The sequence below is a fragment of the Candidatus Enterococcus huntleyi genome, assembly GCF_009933175.1.
Taxonomy (GTDB): Bacteria; Bacillota; Bacilli; order Lactobacillales; family Enterococcaceae; genus Enterococcus_K; species Enterococcus_K huntleyi.
Genome location: NZ_MAEJ01000030.1, coordinates 1 through 24,513 on the forward strand (window position 1 = coordinate 1; position 24,513 = coordinate 24,513).

The 24,513-nt window shown below is 38.9% G+C and carries 23 protein-coding genes; 14 read left to right on the top strand and 9 right to left on the bottom strand.

Going from position 1 to position 24,513, the window contains the following annotated elements:
• Positions 1 to 291: 291 nt before the first annotated feature.
• Entirely contained in the window at positions 292 to 726 is a 435-nt protein-coding gene (locus BAU15_RS12590; protein ID WP_161843089.1) for a hypothetical protein, read from the top strand.
• A gap of 196 nt (positions 727 to 922) precedes the next feature.
• A complete protein-coding gene (locus BAU15_RS12595; RefSeq protein WP_161843090.1) occupies positions 923 to 1,327 on the top strand; it encodes a hypothetical protein in 405 nt (134 codons plus the stop codon).
• A gap of 28 nt (positions 1,328 to 1,355) precedes the next feature.
• Here BAU15_RS12595 and BAU15_RS12600 read toward each other — a convergent pair whose 3' ends face one another.
• From BAU15_RS12600 to BAU15_RS12610, 4 genes are all read right to left on the bottom strand, one after another.
• A complete protein-coding gene (locus BAU15_RS12600; RefSeq protein ID WP_161843091.1) occupies positions 1,356 to 1,979 on the bottom strand; it encodes an NAD(P)H-binding protein in 624 nt (207 codons plus the stop codon).
• Between the two features lie 337 nt (positions 1,980 to 2,316).
• Entirely contained in the window at positions 2,317 to 2,478 is a 162-nt protein-coding gene (locus BAU15_RS15615; RefSeq protein WP_202622740.1) for a hypothetical protein, read from the bottom strand.
• A 43-nt stretch (positions 2,479 to 2,521) separates the two neighbouring features.
• Entirely contained in the window at positions 2,522 to 2,872 is a 351-nt protein-coding gene (locus BAU15_RS12605; protein WP_161843092.1) for a hypothetical protein, read from the bottom strand.
• A gap of 180 nt (positions 2,873 to 3,052) precedes the next feature.
• Positions 3,053 to 4,075 carry a lactonase family protein gene (locus BAU15_RS12610; RefSeq protein ID WP_161843093.1) on the bottom strand — a complete coding sequence of 341 codons (1,023 nt, stop codon included), beginning with the start codon at positions 4,073 to 4,075 and terminating at the stop codon, positions 3,053 to 3,055.
• 126 nt (positions 4,076 to 4,201) lie between these two features.
• Here BAU15_RS12610 and BAU15_RS12615 point away from each other — a divergent pair, with 126 nt between their 5' ends.
• From BAU15_RS12615 to BAU15_RS12625, 3 genes are all read left to right on the top strand, one after another.
• On the top strand, positions 4,202 to 4,552 hold the full coding sequence (locus tag BAU15_RS12615; protein ID WP_161843094.1) for a PTS glucitol/sorbitol transporter subunit IIA: 351 nt from the start codon (positions 4,202 to 4,204) through the stop codon (positions 4,550 to 4,552).
• Between the two features lie 9 nt (positions 4,553 to 4,561).
• The gene (locus BAU15_RS12620) at positions 4,562 to 5,734 is read left to right on the top strand and encodes an AI-2E family transporter (RefSeq protein WP_161843095.1); all 1,173 of its coding nucleotides are present in this window, start codon (positions 4,562 to 4,564) and stop codon (positions 5,732 to 5,734) included.
• 955 nt (positions 5,735 to 6,689) lie between these two features.
• Positions 6,690 to 7,895, top strand: a complete 1,206-nt coding sequence (locus tag BAU15_RS12625) for an MFS transporter (RefSeq protein ID WP_161843096.1) — start codon at positions 6,690 to 6,692, stop codon at positions 7,893 to 7,895.
• Positions 7,896 to 8,343: 448 nt separating this feature from the next.
• On the opposite strand, the gene BAU15_RS12630 is transcribed toward BAU15_RS12625, so the two are convergent.
• The gene (locus BAU15_RS12630) at positions 8,344 to 8,964 is read right to left on the bottom strand and encodes an NAD(P)H-dependent oxidoreductase (RefSeq protein ID WP_161843097.1); all 621 of its coding nucleotides are present in this window, start codon (positions 8,962 to 8,964) and stop codon (positions 8,344 to 8,346) included.
• Positions 8,965 to 9,337: 373 nt separating this feature from the next.
• Here BAU15_RS12630 and BAU15_RS12635 point away from each other — a divergent pair, with 373 nt between their 5' ends.
• The 7 genes from BAU15_RS12635 to BAU15_RS12665 all read left to right on the top strand — a co-directional run bounded on the left by BAU15_RS12635 (position 9,338) and on the right by BAU15_RS12665 (position 17,433).
• Positions 9,338 to 10,021 (top strand): TetR/AcrR family transcriptional regulator, encoded by a 684-nt coding sequence (locus tag BAU15_RS12635; protein WP_161843098.1) that lies wholly within the window; start codon positions 9,338 to 9,340, stop codon positions 10,019 to 10,021.
• Positions 10,022 to 11,755: an ABC transporter ATP-binding protein gene (locus tag BAU15_RS12640; RefSeq protein ID WP_161843099.1), complete on the top strand. Its 1,734-nt coding sequence runs from the start codon at positions 10,022 to 10,024 to the stop codon at positions 11,753 to 11,755. It begins immediately after the preceding gene.
• Positions 11,748 to 13,625 carry an ABC transporter ATP-binding protein gene (locus BAU15_RS12645; RefSeq protein ID WP_161843100.1) on the top strand — a complete coding sequence of 626 codons (1,878 nt, stop codon included), beginning with the start codon at positions 11,748 to 11,750 and terminating at the stop codon, positions 13,623 to 13,625. The genes BAU15_RS12640 and BAU15_RS12645 overlap by 8 nt, the downstream gene beginning before the upstream one ends.
• A gap of 158 nt (positions 13,626 to 13,783) precedes the next feature.
• Positions 13,784 to 14,614: a VOC family protein gene (locus BAU15_RS12650; protein WP_161843101.1), complete on the top strand. Its 831-nt coding sequence runs from the start codon at positions 13,784 to 13,786 to the stop codon at positions 14,612 to 14,614.
• Between the two features lie 109 nt (positions 14,615 to 14,723).
• Entirely contained in the window at positions 14,724 to 15,815 is a 1,092-nt protein-coding gene (locus BAU15_RS12655) for a serine hydrolase domain-containing protein (RefSeq protein WP_161843102.1), read from the top strand.
• A gap of 41 nt (positions 15,816 to 15,856) precedes the next feature.
• The gene (manA, locus tag BAU15_RS12660; RefSeq protein WP_161843103.1) at positions 15,857 to 16,813 is read left to right on the top strand and encodes a mannose-6-phosphate isomerase, class I; all 957 of its coding nucleotides are present in this window, start codon (positions 15,857 to 15,859) and stop codon (positions 16,811 to 16,813) included.
• 305 nt (positions 16,814 to 17,118) lie between these two features.
• Entirely contained in the window at positions 17,119 to 17,433 is a 315-nt protein-coding gene (locus BAU15_RS12665) for a hypothetical protein (RefSeq protein WP_161843104.1), read from the top strand.
• Positions 17,434 to 17,527: 94 nt separating this feature from the next.
• On the opposite strand, the gene BAU15_RS12670 is transcribed toward BAU15_RS12665, so the two are convergent.
• Positions 17,528 to 18,334, bottom strand: a complete 807-nt coding sequence (locus tag BAU15_RS12670; RefSeq protein ID WP_161843105.1) for a helix-turn-helix transcriptional regulator — start codon at positions 18,332 to 18,334, stop codon at positions 17,528 to 17,530.
• Positions 18,335 to 18,426: 92 nt separating this feature from the next.
• Here BAU15_RS12670 and BAU15_RS12675 point away from each other — a divergent pair, with 92 nt between their 5' ends.
• A complete protein-coding gene (locus BAU15_RS12675) occupies positions 18,427 to 20,151 on the top strand; it encodes a glycoside hydrolase family 2 protein (RefSeq protein ID WP_161843106.1) in 1,725 nt (574 codons plus the stop codon).
• Positions 20,152 to 20,252: 101 nt separating this feature from the next.
• Here the strand turns inward: BAU15_RS12675 and BAU15_RS12680 are convergent, their stop codons facing one another.
• The 3 genes from BAU15_RS12680 to BAU15_RS12690 all read right to left on the bottom strand — a co-directional run bounded on the left by BAU15_RS12680 (position 20,253) and on the right by BAU15_RS12690 (position 23,405).
• On the bottom strand, positions 20,253 to 20,942 hold the full coding sequence (locus BAU15_RS12680) for a type 1 glutamine amidotransferase (protein WP_161843107.1): 690 nt from the start codon (positions 20,940 to 20,942) through the stop codon (positions 20,253 to 20,255).
• Positions 20,935 to 22,284, bottom strand: coding sequence for a Mur ligase family protein (locus BAU15_RS12685; RefSeq protein ID WP_161843108.1), 1,350 nt, complete (start codon positions 22,282 to 22,284; stop codon positions 20,935 to 20,937). The genes BAU15_RS12680 and BAU15_RS12685 overlap by 8 nt, the downstream gene beginning before the upstream one ends.
• 488 nt (positions 22,285 to 22,772) lie before the next feature.
• Positions 22,773 to 23,405 carry a type 1 glutamine amidotransferase family protein gene (locus BAU15_RS12690; protein WP_161843109.1) on the bottom strand — a complete coding sequence of 211 codons (633 nt, stop codon included), beginning with the start codon at positions 23,403 to 23,405 and terminating at the stop codon, positions 22,773 to 22,775.
• 137 nt (positions 23,406 to 23,542) lie between these two features.
• Between BAU15_RS12690 and BAU15_RS12695 the strand changes: the two genes are divergently transcribed.
• Positions 23,543 to 24,487: a helix-turn-helix transcriptional regulator gene (locus tag BAU15_RS12695; protein WP_161843110.1), complete on the top strand. Its 945-nt coding sequence runs from the start codon at positions 23,543 to 23,545 to the stop codon at positions 24,485 to 24,487.
• Positions 24,488 to 24,513: the final 26 nt, after the last annotated feature.

Here is a 24,513-nt window from a genome sequence, read left to right on the forward strand (position 1 = left end):
GGCTCTTCGTCAAATAGTGTTGGTGAGGGTCAAATTGAATAGAGTACAGTGTCTCCAGTTAAGCAGCTTTGCTTAGCTGGAGCTTCGGATAAATAGCCTGGATTCTTAATAATAGTGTTTGTATACTGTATTTTCCAGCGGCTTTCCCTCGATACTTAGTCTCGCTTAGTTGTTTCTTCGTATGAAAAACGCCTGTTTCTTATAGAATGATGAATAATTTTGTCAGAAGCTTGTTAGATGTAGGATAAATAGTTTAAAATAGGAGTATGATTATAGAAAGTAGGGATTTTTTTGCGACCAAATTTAGGATTTTATGTACAGACGATTAATGATATTGTGACAGATACAGAGAAAATAGGGGAAGAAATGAACCCAAGCTATGAAAAGCTTCGCACGGCTTTGGATGAAAATAAGCTGGACAGCCTATCTAGCGAAGAGCTTAAAGAAATCAGTACACTTTTTGAAACAGGTACGGATAAATATCGGGCAATGTCGAAAAAGATCAGTACTTTGCGTCCTCCAGCTGCTGTGATGGGGATCCATAAGAAATTCGAACGTTCTTATTTAAACTACGTAGCCGGCTGTGAAGAAATGCTAAACAGCATCAATACAGCGGATGGAATTGATAAAGCAGCCTTTGATGCGGCGGAAGAAAAACAAGATACAGCGACAGATGAAATTGCTTTTGCGATTCAACGTATGACAAATTTACTATTGAAAAAATAAGATAAAACTAAGCGCAATAAACTATCAAAACAAAATGAGAGTTATTTAATTAAAAAATAAAGTATTTGTTTAGACAATCGGTTATAAATAGAGTATTATTAATTCATAACCAAAAACAACCTTTTTATTTTTCATTTTACTCTTTTTCAAGAGTAATTACTCCTTTTTCCATCGGCTTAACCACCCGGTGGTTTTTTTGTGTCCATTTATAAAAAAACAAAATCAGAAAATCATCCGTCTATATTTTATCCATCCATTAATTCAAATAACGAATATTAAAAATAATATTTATTGTTATTTTAAAATAGTTTTAATTGAGAGTTGTGATTCAAGTCACGGCTCTTTTTTTAATGTGCTTTTATCAGGGGAAGCTTTACGAGAATCGATACATAAACAAGTTGCCTATTTATTTTGTCTTGTGTATGTTACAGTCAGCACAAGAGATGAATCGATAAAAATTGAATTAGCTGATTGGTTAGAACGCAAGGAAAGCACGCCCATGATTTTCTGGAGTCTAGAAAAAGCATGGGCAAAATCCTATTGGAACCGTAAGCTTAAAAAGGATGATAAAAAAGCATCGGCCTCAGAACTAACAGACTAGTCTGGGGCAGACGCTTTTTGAAGTTTATTTAAATGCTTGCTAAGGCATCGCGGATTGGCGTGTCTCCGGTATGCATCATGATGACCTTCTTCACCGTATTAGGCTGATCCAAGAGGGTCGCCAGTGTCGATGCTACGTCTGGGATCGGATTCGGCCCAGCTTCCTTAACGTTGACCTCGATTTTTCCAGTCGCTGGTTTTTCTTCCAGATTTCCTGGCTGTAAAATCGTATAATCCAGATTTGTTTTGTCCATCAACCAGTAATCAGAAAACATCTTTGCGATATTATAGTCGGTAATGGAGTCATTCCAGCGCTCAGGCTCCATGGAGAAGATCGAGCTTAGCTGGATGTAACGCTTGATGCCTCTTTCTTCTGACGCCTGCATCACTTTGACAGCGCCATATAAATCTGTCTGAAGCAGGTCTTTGCCTCGCGAACCAGCAGTAAAGTAGACTACTTCAGCATTTTCCAGCGCTTCCGCCATTTTAGCAGCCGTCCAGTGAAGGTCAAAATGAACTGGCTTGACGCCATCCATTTCAGGTACCTTTTCAACACTACGGGCCCCAGCTAAAATACTGTGACCTCGCTCTACCAATAGCTTAATTAATTCTTCGGCCACACGACCATTCGCTCCGACAACAAAAATCTTCATGATAAATCCCCCTCGTTATTAATTTCTGTTTAACTATCCATCTACTTTCATGCTACAGGAAAACTTCGTTCTTCACAAAGGATGCGACTCTTTTTACAATTTCTTTTCAAGTCGCAATCTTCAGATTAAAATTCCCGTTACTTGCTTATTAGAAATTCCTGCATCAGTAAAATAGAAGAAAACTAGTGAACAAAGACCTTGAAAATAAAAGGAATAGAAAAAAATATCCTATCAAAGACTTTGCTTTGTATTGTTTTCGATCACTCTTACTGATAATCGGTTAAGTCACTAAATAAGAAGAGGTACGAACGCATAGATTCGCACCTCTTCTTGATTTTTAATTTTCGACGTTACGAACATAGTCATCAAAATATTGGACTAAATCCTTCTTAACTTGTTGATACTCTTCTTCGGTATATTCCTTATCTTCGACAGTTCCGTTAAAGAAAGGTAAATTTAACTCTTCTCTTAACCGATCTAAGACAGCTTGTTGATCCATCAAAACACTCCTTCGTCTTAAGCTAGGACTCTAACTCTCTCTATTATAAGACATTATAGGCAGTCGTCAACTCTTCGAAGAGATCTTTCATGATCGACAATTTGTTGTACAGCTTGCCAGTTGCATCATCTTCATGGAAAATTAGCTGTTTTAATTCCGAATAGAATTCATCAAATGCTTCATAAAATTTTTCAGCTTCAGGTTTTTGAATCTCCGGATGGAAGTTATAAAATTGATTCGATAAGCGATACATCGTAAATAGTTCACTGGTATTTAGTAAAACACGTGTCTCATCATAATGTCTACTGGTAACTAACTCATAGATAGGCAAACATTTATTGTAAAGATCTGATAGCTCGCTGATTAATTGTTGGGCTGGTTCTTTGTTTAACATAGAAATCATCCTCCTTGGTTCTAAGTATAAACAATGAGTAGTGAGAAGAAAAATGATAGCACTGAAGAATGAGAAGTTTTTTTGACCTTAATTGACTCAGAAGGAAAAAGGGTAGAAATAAAAAAAACCAAGAGTGCATCGATGTGATGGACACTCTTGATTATCGTTTTTATTTACGATTTATTTTTCAAAGTAGACACAGACACATTCAGGAGCGAATACGTCTTTTTGAATCATCGTTAGTGTACCATCTTCAGCATTACGACGGTAAAGGGTTAAATTATCTGTGTTTTGGTTGGCACAGACTAAGAACTCATTTGAGCCATTTAAGCTAAAGTCACGAGGGATTTCGCCTTCTGTAGAGATCAGTTGGATGAGCGCAATTTCTTCGCCAGATGCATTGATTTCATAGACAGCAATCGAATCATGCCCACGATTAGAAGCATAAAGGAAACGGCCATCATTTGAAACGCGGATTGCTGCGCCACCATTGAATTCAGTGTGCTCTGCAGGGATTGTTGAAAGTTTTTGTAGCTTCGTAAATGTTCCTTCCGCTGCATTGTAAGCTAAGACAGTCACGGTGCTATCTAGTTCACCAAATAAATAAGCGATTTTTCCATTTGGATGGAAGACTAAATGACGAGGACCTGTACCAGGTTCAGCTTGATAGATAGCAACTTGCGTTAATTTGCCTTCAGCAGAAACGTCGTACGTATAAACGCCATCTGTTCCTAAATCGCAGACAACTAAGCGATTGTCAGGAGTTAAATCTGTGTAATGCACGTGAGGCTTGTCTTGATTTTCATGAGGCCCTGTAGCTTCCGTATGATAAACACTGTCGGCTGCTTCAAGTGAACCATTGTCTAAAATACGATAGACATTAACTTCACCTTTGTGGTAGTTTGCGCCATATACTAATTGACGTGTTTCATCAACTGCTACATAACAAAGAGGAGCGCCTTCTTCAGTGACTGCATTTAGAAAAGTAAATTCTGGCGTATAAGCACTTGCGCCACCTTTTCCATCAATCGAAGTAATCGTATAGACATTGCCAGCTTGACTTCTCGTCACGTAAGTTGGACTGTCTTCTTTTGTTGCTAATGCCAAATTTTGTAGCTCACCTTTATCTGTATCTAAGGCAATTGTGTATAAGCCTTCACTGACACGACGCGTATAGGTCCCGAGTAATAAGTTTTCTAACATAAATTGTAGCCTCCAATTTTTTAGTTTCCATTATATTTTACCATAGAAAGGCGCGAATGGGTTTTTAAAAAAACTGAGTGTGCTATAATATTTGTATCATTCAAAAAATGAGGAGCGATGTTGGAAATGAAAGCAATTGTAAAGGAAATCGGCAGCCAAGCACTAAGTGACAAAGAACCGCTAGTTATCTTGTTCGGCGACACGGCGACACCTGCCTTAAAAAAATACTCAGTTATTCAAACAATTTCAGAAGAGACTCCGGTGGAATTGAAAGTTTCTGGAAAGATTCTTTTTGACGGGGAAGAGTATACGATTCAATATGTTGGCAACACGGCAAACCAAAATTTACAAGCAATCGGCCATCTAACATTAATTTTTGATGCAGTTCCAGAAGAAGATCGAATTGTAAATGGGGTCTATTTAACTCCTTATGTGGTACCAAACTTTAACAAAAATACTGAAATTGTTTATCTGTAGGAGGTAGGAATGCAAGAAGAAAAAAATCAAAAGCAGCGGCCATTATCTTGGTTTTGGAAATGGTTTTTAAATAATCAAGTAGTGACTTCTCTCTTAGTTGTCCTATTAATTCTATTGATTGTGTTGTTATTTACTAAGGTCTCCTATCTATTTGAGCCTATCTGGCAATTCTTAGCGATTGTCGGCTTGCCAATTATCTTAGCTGGAATTCTCTATTATTTAATGAATCCTGTGGTAGATTATTTTGAGAAAAAAGGCGTCAATCGACTCTATACAATTATTGCGCTATTCATTCTAGTCATCGGTTTAATTGTCTGGGGTATGGTTGTGATTATTCCCCAAATTCAAGAGCAAGTCGTTAGCTTTACGACGAATTTGCCGAATTATTTAGAGACGATGAATGACAAAACGGATGAGATTCTAAGTAGTCCAGCGCTTGCTCAATTTAAAGATCAAGCGGAGCAAATGACAAATAAGCTGATGAGTTCGTTAGGTGAAATCATCCAGAATGTTTCTAAATTTACCGTCCAAGGTGTCGGTAGTTTTGTTGGCGCGATTGCAACGGTTGTTGTTGCGGTAATTACGATGCCATTCATCCTGTTCTACCTATTAAAAGACGGCAAAGAATTAGCACCTTATTTCGTTAATTTTATGCCAACGAGAATGCGTAAACCAACATTAAAAGTTCTAAAAGAAATGAACGAGCAAGTTTCTTCCTATATTCGTGGGCAGCTCACTGTCGCTTTTGCTGTAGCGGTGATGTTCATCATTCTGTTTTCAATCATTGGACTAGATTATGCCGTAACCTTAGGAATTGCGGCCGGATTCTTAAACCTGATTCCATATTTAGGTTCATTTTTAGCCATGATACCGGCTATTTTCCTAGGTATTGTCGCTGGACCGGTGATGTTAGTGAAAGTTCTAGTGGTCTTTGTTATTGAACAAACGATTGAAGGTCGCTTCATTTCACCATTAGTATTAGGCAGTCAATTATCAATCCATCCAGTTACGATTCTGTTAGTGTTATTGACATCAGGAAAATTATTCGGCATTGTCGGCGTAATGTTAGGTATTCCTGTCTATGCCGCAGCCAAAGTCATTATCAGCCATATCTTCGAATGGTACAAAGACGTTTCAAGTCTGTACGAAGAAGAAAAAGTTGAAAGCAAAGAAGAAGGCTGACGAAGCTAATCAGATGAATTATATAAGAAAGGCGCCACTCACTAGATGAATGTGAGTGGCGTCTTTTTTCTAGATTAAAAATCTGTGTCACATCCGGGATTCCATACATCAAAAAGTTTGCAGTCTGGTCGCAAGCAGCTTAACAAAGAACGTTAATCTCATTGCTAGATTAGTTCAGCTAGCTTATCTAAATGTAGGAAATTTTTAATTTCCTTCTATAAAGCCACGCATACCATTCCACTATCCTGAAACTTGGCAAGTGGAACTGGCAAATTCATAATCTCTCTCTAGGGACTGCAGAACTTTTTGATTCCGACCTGATTGTCATTTGTTTACCAGAGATAAAAAGGTGCAGAAATTTACTGACATAGTTGAAATTTTAGTGAAATATGAGAGTCAATATACTGGGATATATAACACATCTGAAGTTAGCGTTGACTTTAGGAATCTGGAATATCTACAAAAATAATCGTCTCAAAAATTTTTCTTTTTTTTTAAAAGGAAAATCTGTTTTTTGTGTTTTTTGAGCAATAATAAATTTAAAGTTCAAAAATAACTCTCAAAAAATAAAGTATACTTAATTTTTGAGGGTATTCCGTCTATTCAGCGTAAAATTAGTGTCAAAATTCTTCAAAAGGAAAAAGGGCAAAAAAGTAAGTATACTTAATATTTCTCATTTTTTGAATTTAAGAATCAGTTGGTACCTGAGTTGAGAAATACTTGGCAAAGGTAGACTATGGAAATTAAAGATAACAATGACTCCAATAATAAGCTTTTAACTAGATAAATTCGAACACGTCGATTTTAAAAAGGATATTTTTATGTAGAAGGCAATATCTCGAAAAACTTTGCAACGGGTTCTGAGGAATGATAGACTTAGAAGCTATGGAAGGCTAGGCTGTTAGTGGTTTGGTTTGATAACTTACATAAATAAACATAAGGATAATAATTACCTATGAATAAATCAATAAAAATATTTTATACCTATAACCTGTTCATGAATATGCGGTTTTCTAGAGGGGTTCTGATGCTTTATTCGCTGCAATTAGGGCTGAGTTTAGTTGAGTTTGGGGTGCTTCAATCGACATATTCTTTTATCAGAATGATAGGAGAAGTGCCTAGTGGAATGATTGCTGATAAATTTAGTCGGAAAAACGTTCTGTTCTTTGGGGCATTCTTCAATGCTCTTTCTGCTTTGGGGCTGTTTTTGATTCCATTTTATACTGGGAACTTGAGTTTCGGCTTATTAGTGATTCTCTTTGGACTTGATGCGTTTGCTAGTACGTTGAGCAGCGGAACTGATCAAGCGATGCTCTTTGATTACTTACATAAAACTGATAAAAAGGATAAATTTGTCACTATCCTGAGCAATGCACAAATTTTGAGTCTTTGTATGCTAAGCTTTGCCACAGCAACTGGTGGGAAGATTTTTGAGTTAGGTTTTTCAGCAGTCTTTCTATTACAATTTGTCGGTTATTTAGTTGCCGCAATCACTATATTATTTTTTGACGAATATCAGGCGCCAACGTTGTCTGATGAGACAACCCCCGAAAATAAGGGGATTGTCGAACAAATTAAAACCGCTTATTTCCAGTTGAAGAAAGATAATCGCTTATTAGTTTTCATCTTGTTCACCACTTTATTAGAAGCTTACACAAACGGGATTGTTATTTTCATTCAAGGGGCCTTTTCAACAATCGGCTTAACCGATCATTCAATCACAATGATTCTAGGTCTGGTCACATTATTCGGTATCGTTGGTGCTTTCCTATCAAGGTATTTCACAAATATCAAAGCATCAAAATTCTTCTTAGCATTAGCAATCGTATTTTTTGGCACGTGTCTCTTAATTTCACAAACACAACCAATTCTGATGATAAGCGGCTTCCTGATACTCAATCTACTACTGGATAGTTTATTCCCGTATACAAGCAACCACATGAACCATATGATTACATCAGAAACCAGAGCAACGATTCTATCATTCTCCAGCCTACTCTGTGGCCTCGTTTCATTAGCTTTCTATCCAATATTAGGCTGGAGCATAGAAAAATTCGATTATGCGCAATCCTTCCTAATTATCGGTACAGTCTTCTTCTTAGCAATGATTGGTTTACTTTCAGTCTCAAAATCAAAATTGAATCGTTCCATCAGCAAATGATCTATTTGTACTGTACATACTATTTGTCATTTTTGTACGAATGATACTTGAACTAATCGGTAAAATAACTCAAGCAAGTAAAAATTACAAAAAGATGTAACTGTTCGATATTTTCTAGCGATTGTTTTTGTCGGCTTATTCAATAAAGAAGATTACTATCAAATCTAGCAGTAGGTATTCCTGTAACCAAAAAGTTCTGCAGTCCCTAAAGGTGGATTATGAACTACCCGCTGTTGACCACAGTACTTACAGCGGGTTGAGAACTAATCTAGCAATGAGATCAACGCCCTCTGTTGAGCTGCTTGCGACCAGACTGCAAACTTTTTGGTGGAAGGAATGCCGGATGCGGCATCAATAGCCTAAACTGCTCTACTCCCTTGAACTAAAAAAAGCCTCTTCAAACTATCCTAATAGATAGCACGAAGAGGTCTTTTCGTATAATCAAGAATTAGAATGTTTTACCTAATTCAGTTGCTGTTGTTAATGCTGTACCTAATAATTCTTCTGCACGGTCTGGGAAGTGATCGATTCCTTCAATAAATAATTGATCGACTTGGTTCACACCGATGAAGTTTAGAATACCTTTAACATATTGTGAAGAAACATCTTGCGCTTCGTAGAATCCACCATTTGATTGGATGTGTAGAGCTTTCTTGCCTTCAGTTAAAGGTTTTGGTCCTTCTTCTGTATAGCGGAAAGTTTTGCCAGCTACGTTGATTGTATCAATCCAAGCTTTCAAACGAGTTGGAACATTTAGGTTCCACATTGGGTTAGCAATGACTACTTTATCAGTTGCTAGGAATTGTTCTGTTAATTCATTGAAACGAGCGATTTTCTTTTGTTGCTCGCCAGTTAAATCTTCAAAAGCTGTTCCAGAACGTAATGCATTCCAGCCAGTCAGCATATCTTTATCAATTTCAGGCATGTAATCATTGTATAAATCTAAGACAGTGATTTCATCAGATGGGTTAGTCTCTTTGTATGAGGCTAAAAAAGTTTCTAAGGCTTTCACTGAACGAGATTCCTCAGCTGATAATGGATGTGCTTTTACTACTAATAATTTTGACATAAGTAAGCTCCTTTTAGTTTGTTTTCTTTTTGACAGTTCTTAGTTTACTAAAAGTAAGTAACATTTAGCAAGTTTTTTGTCTGACAGACGAAAAAAAGTTTTTTACCGAAAGCGGCAGTCATTTTTTTAGTATGCCACTGTGTGAATTTTCAGGAGCTATATATGAAAATATTGTGAAAAAATACTGAATGTTCTTGGATTTTTTCTCATGGATAAACACTGACATGACGCGGATTTGATGGGTAAAATAAAAAATGCAACTTTTTATGAAAATAAGTTGGAATATACTTGCTTTTTAAAATCAAGGTGCTATAATGACAAGGTGTCATATGACGTTGTGTCATTTTTGAACAAGTTAAAGAAGGAGGATATCATGCCGACTCATACATTTTTTCATTTACCGGATGAAAAGCAACAGCGATTATTAGAAGCGGCGCGGATTGAATTTTCTAGAGCGCCTTTAAATGAGGCTTCGATTGCAAATATTGTCAAACTGGCGGAAATTCCGAGAGGCAGTTTCTATCAATATTTTGAAGACAAGGAAGATTTATATTTTTATTACTTCGATTTATTGCGACAAGATAGTAAAAGAAATATGCAAGAAGCCATCATCGCAGCAAAGGGTGATTTATTTAAAGGTTTCGAAAATTACTTCCCGCAAATGATTCGCGATACATTAGAAGGGGAGAACTCAGCGTTTTACAGACATCTATTTATGAATATGGATTATCGCTCATCCAAACGAATGACTGCTGATTTCGAAAAATCTAAAAAAGAGAAAAAATGCCAACATCAACATAAACAGGGCGAATCAAAAGAAGGCCATGGGCAACATTTAGTGGATTTGATTGATATGGATTTATTAAAAGTCGAGGATAAAAGAGAGTTCGATTTACTGATTCAATTGTTGATGCATGCAGTTTATTCTACGGTAGTTAATGGCTATAAGCAGGTGACAAAGGATAAAGATTATCCAATTGACCTAGTGGTTCAAGACTTCCGTTTAAAAATTAATTGGCTTCGTGATGGTGCGCAGCAACAGAAAGAAGGGAAATAAATGGTAAAAATAGTCAAACGAGTTTCATTAGTTTCAGCGGTTATGGCGGTTGCGTTTATGATCGTCCAAGTCATTGCTGAATTATATTTGCCCACATTGACCTCGAATATTATCGATAAAGGGGTCGCAAAGGGCGATGTTGATTATATCTGGCAAACAGGCTTTGTCATGATTGGTTTCTCTGTGATTAGTATTATCGCAGCGATTGGGAATACTTTTTTTGCCACGAGAGAATCCCAAAAATTAGGACGTGAATTGAGAACGGATGTCTATAGTAAGGTTGAACATCTGTCGAATAATCAATTCGATAAATTCGGGACAGCTTCCCTTATTACGCGGACAACCAATGACGTGACACAAATTCAAATGGTGACACAAATGTTCTTGCGAATGATGATTAATGCGCCGATTACTTTGATTGGTGCTAGCTTCTTAGCGTATAGCAAGGATCCAAAGCTAACACAAATTTTCTTATTCGTGTTACCGATTATGGCGATTCTAGTTGGCGGAATTATGTATTTTGCCGTGCCGCTCTTTAAGAGTATGCAAAAGAAAACCGACCGTTTAAACTTAGTTTTCCGTGAAGGTTTGACGGGAGTTCGTGTAATTCGTGCATTTGGTAAAACAAATTATGAAGAAAAACGTTTTGATGATGCCAATAAAGATTACACACAAACAGCGATTAAAGTAAATACGATTGTTTCCTTAATGATTCCCATGATGACTTTGATTATGAGTGGGACGAACATTGCGATTACGTGGTTTGGTGGTCATTATATTGCGGACATGACGTTAGAAGTCGGTAATTTGATTGCCTTCATGACGTATGCAATGCAAATTTTGATGAGCTTTATGATGTTAGCGATGATTTTTGTGATGGTGCCTCGTGCTCAAGCTTCTGCGGATCGGATTAATGAAGTATTGGAACTTGAACCAGATATTACGGATACGCCGCAACCTAAACAGCTTTCATTAAAAGGGAAAGACGCAACATTAGTCTTTAATCATGTTGATTACCGATATCATGGTGCTGAAAATCTAGCATTGGAAAATATCGATTTTTCTGCAAAATCAGGCGAAGTTGTTGCGATTATCGGTGGAACAGGTTCTGGGAAAACGACTTTAGTGAATCTAATTCCTCGTTTCTACGATATCGATAAAGGGGCTATTTTAATTAATGGCACCAATATTGCTGAAGTATCCCAAGCGAATTTACGTGAAGCATTGGGTGTTGTTCCGCAAAAAGCGGTCTTATTTATGGGCAGCATTCGGGATAATATGCAATATGGTGCACCTGATGCGACAGATGAAGAAATCTGGAAAGCCTTAGAGATTGCCCAGGCCAAAGATTTCGTTTCAGAGATGGAAGACGGTTTGGATAGTTATGTTGAACAAGGCGGTGGGAATTTCTCTGGTGGACAACGTCAGCGTTTAGCAATTGCGCGTTCACTAGTCAAAAAAGCCGATATCTACATTTTCGATGATTCATTCTCAGCCTTAGACTTTAAAACCGATGCAAAATTACGGGCTGCCTTAAAAACAGATGTAAAAGAAGCGATTGTTGTGTTAGTGGCACAACGAGTAAGTACTGTTATGGAAGCTGATACGATTCTAGTTTTAGATGAAGGGAAACTAGTTGGTAAAGGTACCCATGATGAACTAATGGCGAGCAACGAAACGTATCAAGAAATTGTGCGTTCACAAATTAGAGAGGAGGATGAGCCAAATGAGTAAAGACAAACAAACGCACCAAAGTAGACCTATGGGTGGTGGGCCTGGCCGTAATATCGGCGCGAAGGGTCCAAAAGCTAAAAACTTCTGGGGCACCGTCAAACGCTTATTCAGATATATGTCTAACAAAATTTATGCCATCCTGGCTGTTTTAGTTTTAGCGATTGCGGCAGTCATCTTCCAAATTCAAACACCAAAAATTCTCGGGAAAGCCACCACTGAAATTTTTAGTGGCGTGATGAAAGGCGTTGCGCAAATGCAAGCCGGCGAGAAAATCACGAAATTCCCGATTGATTTTGATAAGATTGGTCAAATTATTTTGACCGTCATTGCAATGTATTTAATTTCGGCTGTCTTTAACTTCTTGCAACAATTCATTATGACGCGTGTCTCTCAACGGACGGTTTACTCAATGCGTCGTGAATTGGAAGAAAAGATGAATAAAGTCCCAATCTCATACTATGATACTCATAGTAATGGGGATATTATGTCCCGGGCTATCAATGATATGGATAATATCGCCGGCACCTTGCAACAAAACTTAACGCAAATGATTACCAGTGTCGTAACCTTTGTCGGTGTCTTATGCATGATGCTTTCAATCTCACCACAGTTGACCTTGATTGCTTTGGCAACTGTGCCATTAAGCTTAGTCGTTGTGATGATTGTCGCACCAAAATCACAAACTTACTTCTCTAATCAACAAAAGAGCTTAGGTTTATTGAATGACCAAGTCGAAGAAAGCTATGGCGGACATATGGTCGTGAAAAGTTTTAACCACGAAGATGTCAATCAAGAAGCTTTTGAAGTTGAAAATGAAAAATTATATGAAGCAGGCTGGAAAGCCCAATTTATCTCAGCGATGATTATGCCGTTAATGAACTTTGTCAAAAACTTAGGTTATGTCTTTGTAGCAGTCTTAGGTGGGGTCAAAGTTGCCAACGGAAATATGAGTCTTGGGGATGTCCAAGCATTCTTACAATATACCAGTCAATTTTCACAACCGATTACCCAAATTGCCAGCTTAATGAATACCATTCAATCAACGGTTGCCTCGGCTGAGCGGGTCTTCGAAGTCTTAGATGAAGAAGATATGAGTGATGCAGCTTCAGGAATTCCTGTCGTTGAAAACTCGCCATACAAAGTTCAATTTGACCATGTTCAATTTGGTTATGCCAAAGATCAATTATTGATGGAAGACTTTACCTTAGATGTCAAACCAGGTGAAATGGTCGCAATTGTTGGACCAACCGGTGCTGGTAAAACGACGCTGATTAATTTATTAGAACGTTTCTACGATGTTAGCGGCGGGAGCATTAAGTATGAAGGCAAGGATACACGTGATTTAACTCGTGATGAATTGCGCGCTCATTTCTCAATGGTGCTTCAAGATACCTGGTTATTCACAGGCTCTATCTATGACAATATCAAATACGGCAACGAAACAGCGACGAAAGAACAAATTATTCGAGCTGCAACGGCTGCCCATGTAGATGAATTTGTCCGCAAATTACCTGAGGGGTATGATACCGTCTTAAATGAAGATGCAAGTAACATATCACAAGGGCAACGTCAGTTGATTACGATTGCGCGGGCTTTCTTAGCTAACCCAGATGTATTAATCTTAGATGAAGCAACGTCAAGTGTTGATACGCGGACAGAAGTTCTCATTCAACGGGCGATGAATCGTTTGTTGGAAAACAGAACGAGCTTCGTGGTAGCCCATAGACTTTCAACAATCAGAGATGCAGATAATATTATTGTGATGAATCACGGGGCGATTGTCGAAACCGGAAATCATGATGAATTGATGGCTAAAAACGGTTTTTATGCTGATTTATACAACAGTCAATTTTCTGAAGACGCAGCGTAGATAAATTCAGCTTTTAGAGGAAATATAACAGATATTCTGCAAAAAAGACCCTTTTTTTGCAGAATGTTTGTTTTTTTCGATTTTGTTCAGGATAATACTTGCGAGAAAGCCAGATGATGAGTACAATAAAATTTGACATAGAGGGGGAGAAGTTAGAAATGAGTGACTTTAGTTTAGAAAATACAACTTATTTGAAGAGCGTTGCTATCCGTATAAAAGATCGCGATGCTATGATTCATTTTTATAAAACAGTAATCGGTTTTGCATTAAAAGGGGAAGAAAACGAATTAGCTATCATGGGGACCAAAGAATCGGGTAGCGAAGTGTTACTGCTGGAAGAAAGTCCAAGAGCAGCGGAACATACTGGGGAAATAAAGAAATTACAACGTCTTTCATTGATCGTTCCAAGTGAAGAAGAAATGGCCAATGTTTTATCACGTATCCGCAAAGCAGATTACCCAATCAAAGGGGCTTTAGAGGACGAAGGACGTTTGGGCATTTTGATGGAAGATCCAGAAGGCAATGAGCTGGGCATCTATTATGTCGCGTCTTCTTCATCAGAAAACGTTAATCCAGAACCAATGGATCAAGAAGAGTTATTGAAAAAAGCCGATGATGTAACGGCTGTCTTAGCACCAGGCGCTCGCTTTGATCGTGTGCATCTGAATGTCAGTAATCTGGAAGGGCAACGCGAATTTCTAGATGAAGTACTAGGCTTGGATGTGAAGAATGAAAACAACGGAATCTTGGTTTTAAACGAAGGTGAATTCCATGTCGGACTGAATGAAGCAACAGGTGGCACGATTGATTTGCCAACGGACTCTGTTCTAGGCTTAGATTTCTTAAAATTCCGTGTCAGTGAAGCTAGCATGACTAAATTGGAAGAACATTTACGTGCACTTAATAAAGACTTCTTTATTGATAAAAAGAAAGCAATTTTAACCATTTACGATGCTGCCGGCATCGAATGGTGGTTTGTCAGAAAATAGTCGCCTAGCGTTTAATTTTTGGCTAATTTTAGAAGATAACAAAAGGGGCGAAGACGAATTGTCTTGGTCCCTTTTGTTATACGTGGTAAAAAAAGAGGGAGGTAAAAAAATGTATCCTCAAACACAAAAGATAATCAGTCAAAAACAAGCTCAAGGGATTTTCCCAGGGGCCGTTTATGCATTTATCGAACCAGAGCAAGAACAAGCTCTTATGGATTTGGAAGAGAATCAAAATCCATTGCTAGCAAAAAATAGAAAATTTACTCAAGAAATTCATGTGCTGGGACAGGCACGTATTGTACCGGAGAGCTACCCGATGGAGGAAGATTTTCTTTTTGATGTAGCTTCTCTAACAAAGGTTGTTTGTACCACAAGTTTGGTATTAAGGCTGATTGAAGATGGTAAGATTGACTTAGATGCACCACTGAAAAACTATTTGCTGGCGTTTCAAGATGAACGGATTACGATTCGTCATCTGTTGACTCATACTTCTGATATTCAGACCTGGATTCCTGATCGTGACAAGCTCTCTCAATCAGAATTAAAAGCAGCTTATCTGACGTTAAAATCTGGGGATCAGTTGGGTCAACAAGTCAAATATACGGATGCTGGAACTATTCTGTTAGGGTTTATGTTGGAAGAACTGTACTGGGATGATGCCACGGATATTTTTCAGGAAGAAGTCTTGAATCCGTTAGGTATGATGCACAGTTTATTTTCACCCCATCCTTCTAAGCGGATTGTCCCCACTGAACAATTGGCTTCAGGTGAAGTTTTACATGGTGTGACCCATGATCCGAAAGCTCGAGTACTTGCTGAGCACGCGGGGAATGCTGGTTTATTTACGACAATTGGTGATTTGATCAAATTTGTGACGATGTATCTTCGATTAGGCAGTCTTCCTGAGGGACAATTCTTACGAGAAGAGACGATTAAAGAATTATTGCGTGATCAGACACCGACGGGCGAGGGTCAGCGTTCCTTAGGCTGGGATTTGAAGGTTGATTTATCAGAGGGCCGTCCCTTGTTATTTCATACCGGCTATACGGGCACCTTTATTTTAATTGATATTTTAGAAGGCTCAGGCTTTATTTTCCTATCGAATCGCGTGCATCCGACAGATCATCGGGAAGAATATATTCAGGTGCGCGATGAAATTTTGAAGATTTATTTGACAGAGAAAGCGCAAAAAAAGAAATAGTGATATAATAACAGGGAATGAATTGAGAGGAGCTATGTACGATGCAAGAACCGTTATTTTTGAAACCTGTATTCCAAGAAAAAATTTGGGGTGGCAGTCGTTTAAAAACTGTCTTTGGCTTTGATATTCCGAATGATAAAATTGGGGAAGATTGGGCGATTAGCGCGCATCCTCATGGAGTGAGTATTGTTGAAAATGGTCAATTTAAAGGCCAAAAATTAGATGAATTATGGACGAACCACAAAGAATTATTTGGCAATCCAGAAGGTCCAGTTTTCCCATTATTGACAAAAATCTTGGATGCTGAGGACGAATTATCTGTGCAGGTCCATCCAGATGATGCCTATGGCTTAAAACATGAAGGCGAATTAGGCAAAACAGAATGTTGGTACGTAATTGATGCTGAACCAGGCGCAGAGATTATTTATGGACACCATGCCAAAACACGCGAAGAATTAGCAGAGATGATTCACGAAGGTCGCTGGGATGATTTATTAAAACGCGTCCCTGTTAAAAAAGGTGACTTCTATTATGTACCAAGTGGCACAATCCACGCGATTGGTAAAGGCATCTTAATTTTAGAAACGCAACAAAGTTCAGATACGACTTATCGCGTCTACGATTATGATCGTAAGGATGACCAAGGCAATACCCGCGAATTGCATATTCAACAATCGATTGATGTGACAACTGTGCCAGCTAGTGTACCAGCTGTTCAAATGAAAGAAGTTCGTAAAGGATCTTCATCAATCATCACGTACCTTGAAACAGAATTCTTTAACGTGTATGAATGGAAAGTTGCCGGCAAACTACAAGTGAAAAAGAATGCGCCGTACACATTGATGACGGTCATTAAAGGTCAAGGGCATGTTGAGGTTGATGGGAAAGAATATCCATTAACGAAAGGTGCAAGCTGTATTTTCCCAGATGGCGTTAAGGAATGGACACTCTTCGGTGATCTAGATATTATCGCTTCTGAACCAGGAGAAAATGCTTAAAAATCTATATAAGAAAGAAGGGACGTACAATAATGTGCGTCCCTTTATTCAATGCTAGCTGTTTATGAGTTAGAAATCAGAAATTGTCCACTAGCTAATCGCACTGTTTTTGGCGCTTTTTTTATCAGGGCTGGATACGGGAGTAAGATGTACTATTTATGGTTACCAAAAAATGATTCTACTGTGAGCATATTTCTGTACCTGTACATGCGAAACTTCAGACTTTAGACTGAGCCTTATTTCTGCACTATTTGCTATACTTAATGTCATAAGTAAACGTGTAAAAGTAAATTGGAGGGCTGAGAGTGAAGAGGACAGGAAATTTTTTGGTTGATACAAGTATTGAATTAGTGAGTATGACAGGTGTCTATCTATTCTTAAATAGCGTGTGGATTAGCTATGGACTGATCTTACTGTCACCACTTTTAGTCGTAGCTGCTTCTCTTTTGGGACTTCAAGTATTCCTATGGATTAACTTCTTTTTAGCTTGCTCGTTCGTGGCATTGGCTGTATTCTTGACGCCATGGTTGTTACGATTTACAAGAAAAACACTACTACTCATGGGCGAATCGTTGCATAATATGTTCAAAGTATATGCGTTACGTCGCTGTGTGTGTTAGTTCAGTCTACATATAATAATTACAAAAGCTAGATGAGTCAAACGAGAGAGGAACAGTTCACGTTTGATTCATCTAGCTTGTTTTTTGTGCTCTCTTATTTCCGTAGGCTGCTAGGAGTTCTCTGGCGCTTTTGTTTAAATAGATTTGAGAAGTAATGCTCGTCTGAAAAAGCTAAACGGTCAGAAATTTCTTGAATCGATAGCCGTGTTTCTACAAGCAAGACTTCAGCCATCTCCATTTTCTTCGTGAGAAAGTAATCGTAGGGTGTTTGTTGATAGATGGACTTAAAGACACGTGTCAGTTGTGAAGCGGATAGATTGACTTGTCTGGCTAACTCATTGATTGAAAGAGTCGTATGCAGATGGTTATCTAAAATTGACTTAGCTTTTTGGATAGCTTCAGGAATTAATTCTTCTGGACGCGCTTGTTGGTGAATCGCCATCAATAATTTGAAAAAGAGCAAAGACGTTTGTTCACTCCGCTCTTTTGGCGAGAGTGAATAATCCTGACAGAGCTGGATAATACTTTCAAGGTGTTCTCTGACTGAAACTGATGACAAGACGTATCGTTGTTGCAAATGGTAAACGTCAAATAAATGATCACAGAGTGTCCCTGACACATTAATCCAAACTTTATGAAAAGGTCTTCGTTTATCTGACCAGTACTTGTGATGGTGATTTTTAGGCAGAATGTAGGTGTCACCTGCTTGTGGATAATAGGATTCGCCGTCAATTTGTAATTCGCCCGTGCCAGCAATCACATATTCGATACTATAAATCTGAGAATGAGCACGTTCAACACGATAATCCGCAAAAGGATAGGTAATCCCGGCGAGCTCGATTCGGAAAATCTCAGGAAATTCAAATTGTTCAGGTAGAAAACTTAAAAGCAGTTCTTTCATGCGTGTATTCCTCACTTTTTTAGTGGTATTCTCTCTTAAATTAAAACTATACGACTGTATACTATAAATGTAAAGAGAATGGAGGAACTGTCATGGAACAATTACCTAGAAAAGAACATCCGCAACCGCAATGGCAACGAAAGAATTGGGAAAGTCTGAATGGAACCTGGGAATTTGCTTTTGATTTTGGCAAAAGTGGACTGGAAAGAGATTGGCAAAATCGCGCACATTTGGATCAAGAAATTCTAGTGCCATTTTGCCCAGAAAGTCAGTTAAGTGGGATTGGTTATACGGATTTTATGCCAGCTGTCTGGTACAAGCGAACAATCCAAATTACTGAGGAACAGCTTCAAGAAGAAGTTCGCTTACATTTTGGTGCTGTGGATTACGCGAGTCAGGTCTTTATCAATGGGCAATCTGTGGGTACACACACTGGTGGCTATGCTTCTTTTTCCTTTGATATTTCTGACTATTTAACGGTGGGTGAAAATAGTCTGACTGTCTATGTTGAAGATGACAATCGCACAGGCCGGCAAGCGAAGGGTAAACAAAGTAGCCTATATTATTCGCATGGCTGTGATTATACGCGAACGACTGGAATTTGGCAGACGGTCTGGCTAGAATTTTTACCGAAAAAATCAATTAAAGCAGTCAAATTTTATCCGAATGTCGCAGAAAGTCGCGTAACAATTGACGCGCAAGTTACTGGCCGTGGAACCTTAACAGCGCAGGTAACTTATCAAGGAAATCCTTGTGGAGAGGCCAGCGTGCAGCTTTCTTCGCATGGCTATTTAGACATTCCATTGGCAGAAACGCATTTGTGGGAAGTTGGTAAGGGTCGTTTATATGATGTCTTATTGACCTTTGAAGAAGATCAAGTAGAAAGTTATTTTGGTTTACGAGAAGTGTCGCTGGAAGAGAATAAGTTTCTGTTGAATGGTCAGCCCGTTTTTCAACGTCTGGTGCTGGATCAAGGCTTCTATCCAGAAGGTATCTACACTGCCAACGATGATGCGATGTTGAAGAGAGACATTGAATTGAGTTTAGCGGCTGGATTTAATGGCGCGAGATTGCATGAAAAAGCTTTTGAACCGCGTTTCTTGTATCATTGCGATCAAGCAGGTTACCTGGTCTGGGGTGAGATGGCCAATTGGGGCTTGGATATTTCTTCTTACTCAGCAATCGCTGATTTTCTACCGGAATGGAGTAGTCTGGTGAAAAGAGATTTCAATCATCCAGCGATTATCACGTGGTGTCCATTTAATGAATCGTGGGATTATGAGAATCGTCGTCAAAAAAATGAGTTACTGGAAATGATCTATGAGACAACGAAAAGTTTGGATCCGACGCGTCCGTGTATTGATACCAGCGGCAATTATCATGTGATTACTGATATTTATGATGTCCATGATTATGCGCAGGATGTGGATGTTTTTAAAGAACATTTTACAGGTGAAAAGCAAACCAATGGCGTCTTCTGGGATGAGCACGATGCCCGTCAAACCTATAAGGGCGAGCCGTTTTGTGTCAGTGAATATGGCGGTATCAAATGGGATCCCAGTGAGCAAACGGAAAAATCTTGGGGCTATGGTGAAACACCAAAAACCGAAGAAGAGTTTTATGCACGCTACAAAGGGTTAACGGAAGTTTTGCTCAATCATCCGCAGATTTTCGGCTTTTGTTACACGCAACTTTATGATGTCGAGCAAGAAAAAAATGGCTTGTATTATTATGATCGGACACCGAAGTTTGATATGACGCGAATCAAAGAAATTAATCAACAAAAAGCGAAAATTGAAGAAGTTCCGGAGTCGTAATTTGAAGATTATTTACTGAAAGGAATAGTTAAGATTGATAAAAAAAAGCATCTCATCCTATGTGGATTAGCCACATAAGATGAGGTGCTTATTTGTCTTTATTACATAAACTCTTGCGGTAATTCTAATGCACTGCCGTATTTCTTCTCTAAAGCTAATTTCAATAAGCGAATGGTTAGTTGTTCATTTCTTGAAAGAATCGGTCCGTGGAAGTAAGAGCCGTAGACGTTTTTGTAGATGACGCCTTCGGATTGATCTTCACCATTATTGCCATGACCTTCAACAACAGTTCCCAAAGGGCGTTCGCCGCGGCCTAAGAAAGTTCGGCCGTTATGATTTTCAAAACCATAATAGGTTTCATTGAATTCGTCGTTATGAATCACAATGTCGCCGATGAAACGATTGTCTTCTTGGCTGAGCGTATAATGGTCTAAGGCACCGATGCCACTAATTTTCTCACCATGAGCACCGATATAATAGTGGCCTAGGAGTTGGTAACCGCCACAGATAGCTAACATGACGCCATCATTTTCAATATATTCGGTTAAGGCTTCTTTTTTATCCTGAATGTCTTTTGAAACAATCACTTGTTCGAAATCTTGTCCGCCACCGAAGAAGACTAAGTCATATTTCTGGGCATCGAAGGGTTCGTGAATGCTGACGACTTCTGCGTTGAATGCGACACCCATTTTTTTAGCGTAATAGTTGAGCATTAATAGATTGCCGTTGTCACCATAAGTATTTAGCAAGTTGCCATATAAATGAGCGACAGTTAATTCGTACTTAGCCACGAGACATTCCTCCTTTAATATAGCCTTGATTTGCCAATTCTTTTCTTAATTGTAAGACGGCTGTATAGGTAGCAAGAATGTAAACATGTTCAGTAGGTAGCTGCTTAATGTCTTCGATAACTTCAATTAAATCTTTGGTTTCCGTTAGATTCTCTTCAGGAATGCCAGCGACTTTCAATCGAAGTGCCATATCTTTGTGGCGATCGCCACCAGCGAGAACGGCTGGGATATTCATCTCAGCAAAAGCTTCATGATTGCCATCCCAAATCCAACTAACATCGATACCGTCTGCATAATTCGCATTTAGTAAACATACGAGAGAAAAAGGATCAGGTGCGAGACCAATCATATCGATGACTTGGTTGAGGCCGACCGGATTTTTGACAAGGACCAATGTACATTTCTTGCCATTGATATCGATGACTTCTTGGCGACCAAAAACTTTTTCATCATAGCTCAAGCCCTGACGAATTTTCTCAGGAGAAACGCCATAATATTCAGCGACAGCGGTAGCCGATAACGCGTTATAGACGTTGTACATACCACCAACCTCGATACCATATTCTTGCCCATCAATCACAAAATCAGCAGAGGTATTATCCATAGCGACCATTTTTGTTAACTCAAAATCTAGCGCGGGGCGTTTGAAGCCACAATTCGCGCAATAGTAATCACCTAGATTCGCATAGGTAATCATCTTATAGTGAAGAATATGCTGACACTCAGGGCACAGCACGCCATCTGTATTATAATGAGCCATCTGTTCGCGCGGCTCTTCATGATTGAAGCCGTAGTATTTACGCGGATTGACGGTTTCGACAGAATTGAAGATGGGTGAGTCGCCGTTGCAGAGAATTGGCGCGTTTGGTGATTTGGCTGCTCCTTCGACAATCATACGATACGTCGTGTAGATTTCGCCATAGCGGTCCATTTGGTCGCGGAAAATATTCGTGAACAAGAAGAGTTCAGGCTTAATATATTCAGTAACTTTGCTCAAACTCGCTTCATCAATTTCTAACACAGCAAATTTCTTATGGCCTTTTTTAGGCTTCGCTGCTAAGAAGGTTGAGACAATTCCTTGCACCATGTTGGCGCCGGTTGGATTCGTCAGCACATCGAATTCTTGTTTCAATATATTGACGGTTAAAGCGGTGGTTAAGGTTTTCCCGTTTGTTCCTGTGACCACCACGATTTCGTAATCTTTTGCTAGTGTATCAAGGATATGTGGATCAATTTTTAATGCTAATGTTCCAGGGTAGCTCGAGCCACCTTTAAAGAAATTCTTTAATACCCACTGAGCCGTTTTCCCAGCTGTAATTGCCAGTTGACTTCTTATACCCATGAATGAACCCTCCGATAAAATTATATAAATAGATCGTTTAGTCGATAAAATTAGTGCGTAACACTGTCTGAATTCTTCCTGAAACACAGTGTACTACTCGATAAATAATAAAATAACTACAATCCAAGTATCACTGAATCCACCCTAGAAGATGGCTTAATAAATGACAAATGGACGGATAATTATTCGCCTATGTTCTTAAGCTATACTTGAACAAAAATGGAACAAATATCCAGTCTATCATAACATAAGTAGAAAAAAATGTGGACTATTGCACAGGCTTTCTTATAAAAATATAAAGGAAATAATCTGAGAAAGAGGTCGGCAGTTTTTTTGCGCACGAATTGTCAGAAAAGGTTTTCTTAAAGAGGGAAGTAGGCGCTGAGTAAGTGGTGTAAAAAGAAACAGAGTGGGGCGAACAAATGAAGGCTCGCCTCACTCTGTTATTGAGTGAATCTGATTATGAATGAATCTAGTCGTTAGTGGATTTAGTCCTCCGAGGACAGGGATTGCGCAAGAGCGAAGTAGTGGGCAGAATCCCCTGTGCTGAAATAGTTGTACCAATGAGTCAAGGTTTCGGGGGCAAAGACGTCTAATTGTTGAATAATCTGTTTCGTCCATAATAAAGCACCAGTTGAACTGGCTGTGATTAAGGATTTATCCGTAACGGCAGGTTCATCCACATAGAAATTCTGCCCGATATAAGTTGGACAGACCATTTCTAAAAATCCCGGACCGTTACTGGTATGCGGACGATCGTTTAAGAGGCCAACATTCGCAAGCGCCACGGTGGCCCCACATATCGCAGCAACTGGCAGATTTAGTGAAAGAAATTCACGGGCTTTCTCTAAGATTGGGAAATGCTCCGGATTGCTCCAGGTATCTGAACCGGGAAGAATCAGCAGACTTTGTTGATCGGCGATGATTTCTTCGACTAAACAGTCGGGAATAATTGTTAATCCACCCATAGTCTGTATCGGTGCAGTCGAATGGCTCACCATTTTGATTGTTACATCTGGCGCAGTTTTTTTGAAGAAGCGTTTCGAATGGAGTTCGGCCATTACATTGCCAATCTCCCAGTCTGCCAAAGTACCCATGGCATAAATATAAATTGTCAGCATAAAAATTCCTCCGTATGTAGCGATTTTTTTCAAGTAGTTTATAACGTCTTTCAAAATGACTATACCATTGGATAGTTGACAGCATTGTGGCAACAATATAGAATTTCATAAGAATATGCTTTTGCGAAGGGGAATAAATGAAAATTGAACGTGTGATAAGCATCATCTTGATGTTGCTTGAAAAGAAACGAATCAGTGCCCAGCAATTAGCCGACACATTTGAGGTTTCTTTGCGTACCATCTACCGAGATTTAGAAACGATAGATAGAGCTGGAATTCCCATCCATTCGATACCAGGCGTAGGTGGAGGCTATGAGATTATGCCGAAATACAAATTAGATAAGCAGGTATTTTCAGCGGCTGATATTACGGCGATCCTCACTGGCTTGACCAGTGTCTCGACTATGATTCATGAAAATGAGCGGGCTAGTGCACTAGCCAAAGTGAAACATTTTATTCCTGACCAACAAGCGCGAGCGATTGAATTGAAAACAAATCAGCTCGTGATCGATTTACAGCCTTGGCTAGGAAGTCGTACGATTCAACCTTATTTGGAAATCATTAAGCAAGCTTTGAAAGTTAGTCAACAGATAGCATTTGAGTATGTAAATCTGAAGGGGCAAGAAGCTACGAGAATCATCGAGCCTTATCAGTTGGTAGTCAAGAATAGTAGCTGGTACTTGTGCGGCTATTGCTTGGAAAAACAGGATTTTAGGTTATTCAAACTGACTCGGATGACAAATTTATCCATTCAATCGGACTCGTTTACACCAAGAGAATTCCCAGCGCCACAGTTAGAATTTACACAGGATTTAGCTAATTTACAGATTGAAATAAAGCTGAGGATTCACCACTCTCTGATGGAACGCATGCTGGATTATTGTGCATACGAGGAGTTTTTACCAGATGGTGCAACTCATTATCTAGTAAATTTTCCGTTTATTGAGAATGACTACTATTATAATCAGCTCCTGAGTTTTGGGAGTAAATGTGAGTGTCTTGGACCTGAATACATTCGTCAAGGATTGAAGCAACGAATCCGAGAGCTGACTAGTTTATACGAAAATGATGAGGTTGACTGATCTGGAAAAAATATTTTATAAAAAAC